This is a genomic window from Actinomadura kijaniata NBRC 14229, assembly GCF_001552175.1.
Lineage (GTDB): Bacteria > Actinomycetota > Actinomycetes > Streptosporangiales > Streptosporangiaceae > Spirillospora > Spirillospora kijaniata.
The window spans coordinates 1-3,914 of record NZ_BCQR01000312.1; the positions used below are offsets into that span (position 1 = coordinate 1).

A 3,914-nucleotide genomic window follows, 5' to 3' on the forward strand; every position below is an offset into this window, starting at 1 on the left:
GCGGGCGCGGCCGGAGCCGGGGCGGCGGGAGCCTGCTGGGCGGCCTGCTGCTTGGCGCGGGCGGCCTCCAGGACGTCCTGCTTGCGGATGCGGCCGCCGACGCCGGTGCCGTTGACCGAGCTGAGGTCGACGTCGTGCTCGGCGGCGAGCTTGCGCACCAGCGGGGTGACGTACGGGCCGTCCGCGGACGGGGCCTGCTCCTGCTTGGGCGCCTCGGCCTGCGGGGCCGGCTGCGGCGACGCCTGCGGGGCGGGCTGCGCGGCCGGGGCGGGCTCGGGCGCCGACTGCTGCTGGGCCGGGGGCGGCCACGCCGACGGCGGCGGGGCCTGCTGGGCCTGCTGGGCCTGCTGGCGCTCGGGCTCCGGCTCGGGCTCGGCGGCCTGCTCCTCGCCCTGCTCCTCGGCCTGCTCCTCGGCCTGCGGGGCGGACTCGGGCGCCGGGGCGTCGCCCTCGTCACCGATGATCGCCAGTTCGGCGCCGACCTCGACGGTCTCGTCCTCGGCGACGGTGATGCGGGTCAGGATGCCCGACGCGGGCGAAGGGATCTCGGTGTCGACCTTGTCGGTCGACACTTCGAGAAGCGGCTCGTCGGTCTCGACGCGCTCACCCTCCTTCTTCAGCCAGCGGGTGACGGTGCCCTCGGTGACGCTCTCGCCGAGCTGGGGCATGGTGACGGAGACCGGCATGGCTCTCAGCGACTCCTTCGAATTCGAATATTGCGTGCGGGCGATGGATCAGCCGTGCACGTGCAGCGGCTTGCCGGCGAGGGCGAGATGGGCCTCGCCGACCGCCTCGGACTGCGTCGGGTGGGCATGGATCAGCTCCGCGACCTCGTCGGGGAGGGCCTCCCAGTTGTAGATGAGCTGCCCCTCGGTGACGAGTTCGCCGACGCGAGCGCCGACCATGTGGACGCCGAGGACGGGACCGTCCACGGCGGCGATCACCTTGACCTCGCCCTGCGTCCCCAGGATCTTGCTCTTGGGGTTGCCGGCCAGGTCGTAGGTGACCTCCCTGATCTCGATTCCGCGCTCCCGCGCCGTCGCGGTGGTGATGCCCACCGCGGCGACCTCGGGGTCGGAGTAGGTGATGCGGGGGACCCCGTCGTAGTCGATCGGCCGCGGGTCGAGCCCGCCCAGCCGTTCGGCCACCAGGATGCCCTCGGCGAAACCGACGTGCGCCAGCTGCAGGGTCGGGATCAGGTCCCCGACCGCCGAGATGGTGGGCACGTTGGTGCGGCAGAACTGGTCCACCTTCACGAAGCCGCGTTCGGTCTCGACGCCGACCTCCTCCAGGCCGATGCCCTCGGAGACGGGGCCGCGTCCGACCGCGACCAGCAGCAGCTCGGCCTCCAGGGTCTTACCGCCCTCCAGCGACACCGAAACGCCGCCGTCGGTGGTCTTGACGCCCTCGAAGCGGGTGCCGAGCTCGTACTTGACGCCGCGCTTGCGGAAGGCCCGCTCCAGGCGCTTGGAGCTGGACTCCTCTTCCAGCGGCAGCAGGTGGGGCAGCGCCTCCACGATGGTGACCTCGGCCCCGAACGACCGCCACACGCTGGCGAACTCGACGCCGATGACGCCGCCGCCCAGGATGACGACCGACGCGGGGACGCGGTCCAGCGTGAGGGCGTGGTCGCTGGAGATGACGCGTTCGCCGTCGATCTCCAGGCCGGGCAGGGACCGCGGGAAGGAGCCGGTGGCCAGCACGATGTGCCCGCCCTCCAGGTCGCGGACGGTGCCGTCGGCGGCGGTCACGCGGACGGTGGTGGGCCCGGTGAGCCGGCCCTCGCCCTCGACGATCTCGATGCCCTTGGATTTGATCAGCCCGGTGAGGCCCTTGACCGTGGTGGACACGATCCGGTCCTTGTAGGCGTGCACGCCCGCGACGTCGATCCCCTCGAACGACGCCCTGATCCCGAACCTGGCGGCCTCCCGCGTCTGGTCGGCGACCTCGGCGGCGTGCAGCAGCGCCTTGGTGGGGATGCATCCGCGGTTCAGGCAGGTGCCGCCCAGGGCGTCGCGCTCGACGAGGGCGACGGTCTTGCCGAGTTCCGCGGCGCGCAGCGCGCACGCGTAACCGCCGCTGCCACCACCCAGGACGACGATGTCGAAGGTGCCGTTGGCCACTGGACGCTCCCTTTCCGGAATCCGCGCTCTGAGTCGAGCCCCGGCGGGGGGCCCGGGCGGCTGTGCCCCGGCCCCGTCGCCAAGAGAAATCTATTCGCTTGTCAGGTCCGGCGACACCGGGCCCGTGTCACGGCGTTCCGCCGGACGGAAGGGAGACCGGTCACAGGTTCCCGGCGGCCAGCTCCTCGGCCAGCCGGACCAGGGTGCGGGTCGCGGCGCCGGTGCCGCCCTTGGGGGTGTAGCCGTAGGGCTCGCCCTTGTTGAACGAGGGCCCGGCGATGTCCAGGTGCGCCCACCGCACGCCGTCCGGCACGAACTCCTGGAGGAACACGCCCGCGGTCAGCATGCCGCCCCAGCGGTCGCCGCTGATGTTGGCGATGTCGGCGACCGACGAGTCCAGGCCCTTGCGCAGCTCGGCCGGGAGCGGCATGCCCCAGGACGGCTCGCCCGCCTCGTTGGCGGCGGCGACCACGCGCTCGCGCAGCGCGTCGTCGTTGGCCATGACGCCGGCGGTGCGGGTGCCGAGGGCGACCAGCTGGGCGCCGGTCAGGGTGGCGACGTCGACCAGGACGTCGGGGGCGTCCTCGCCGGAGCGCACCAGCGCGTCGGCCATGACCAGGCGGCCCTCGGCGTCGGTGTTGAGGACCTCGACGGTCTTGCCGCCGTAGATGCGGATCACGTCGGAGGGGCGCTGCGCGGTGCCCGAGGGCATGTTCTCGGCGAGCGCCAGGTAGCCGACGACGTTGACCTTGGGGCCGAGCTTGGCGATGGCCGACATCGCGCCCAGCACCGCGCCCGCGCCGCCCATGTCGGACTTCATCCAGTCCATGGCGTCGGCGGGCTTGAGGGACAGGCCGCCGGAGTCGAAGGTGATGCCCTTGCCGACCAGCGCCAGGGTCCGGGTCGCCTCGGGGTGGGTGTAGGCGAGGCGGACCAGGCGGGGCGCGTTGGCCGAGCCCTGGCCGACGCCGACGATGCCGCCGTAGCCGCCCTCGACCAGCGCCTTCTCGTCCAGGATCTCGGCGTCCAGGCCGGTGTCGGCGGCGACGCGCGCGGCGGTGTCGGCGAAGTCCTCGGGGGACAGGTCCGACGGCGGGGTGTTGACCAGGTCGCGGACCAGGGCGACGGCCTGCGCGACGGTCTCGGCGCGGGCGGCCGCGACGGCGCCGTCGGCGGTCTGCACGCCGGTCAGGATGATCTCCCCCACGGGGTCCGGCTGGTCGCCGGTCCGGTAGGCGGTGAACGCGTAGTTGCCCAGCAGTGCGCCGAGCGCGACGGCCTCGGCCTCGGCGACGGAGGCGGCGGGCAGCGCCACGGCGACCCGGGAGGAGCCGGCCAGGGCCCGCAGGCCCGCCCCGGCGGCCCGGCGCAGCGCCTCGGCGTCGACGTCCTCGCCCAGTCCGACGGCGACCACGACGGGGGCGGGGACCGCGCCCAGCGTCGGGAGCTTGGTGACCTCACCGGCCTTGCCGGTGGCGCCCAGCGACTTCAGCGCCGCCGCGAGCCGGCCGTCGAGGGCCTGGTCGAGACCCTCCGCGCCGGCGGCCGGCGTGACGCCGGAGTCCGCGGGGGCGACGCCGATCACGATCGCGTCGACGTCGAGGGTGTTCGGGGCTGCGCTGTCAAGACTGATGGTCGTCACGTAGTCCGATGTTAGTCCTCCTGGTGACCGGTTTCGCCCTTTTGGATCAAGCATTGCCTTGCCCCGCCGCAGGCCGGCGCGCGGCCGGGCGGACGCCCGGATTCCGGCGGGGGCGGGGCGGCGGCCCGGGCGCCCGGCGGCCGCCGCAC

Annotated in this window: 3 protein-coding genes; all 3 read right to left on the minus strand. The window is 73.9% G+C overall.

The features are described from left to right. Positions 1-686: biotin/lipoyl-containing protein (locus AKI01S_RS48275; RefSeq protein ID WP_174567491.1), on the minus strand; the 686-nt coding region annotated here is incomplete at its 3' end. A gap of 48 nt (positions 687-734) precedes the next feature. Beyond that, on the minus strand, positions 735-2,123 hold the full coding sequence (gene lpdA, locus AKI01S_RS48280) for a dihydrolipoyl dehydrogenase (protein WP_067833804.1): 1,389 nt from the start codon (positions 2,121-2,123) through the stop codon (positions 735-737). Positions 2,124-2,283: 160 nt separating this feature from the next. Then, positions 2,284-3,819: a leucyl aminopeptidase gene (locus tag AKI01S_RS48285; protein ID WP_067833807.1), complete on the minus strand. Its 1,536-nt coding sequence runs from the start codon at positions 3,817-3,819 to the stop codon at positions 2,284-2,286. Positions 3,820-3,914 lie beyond the last annotated feature (95 nt).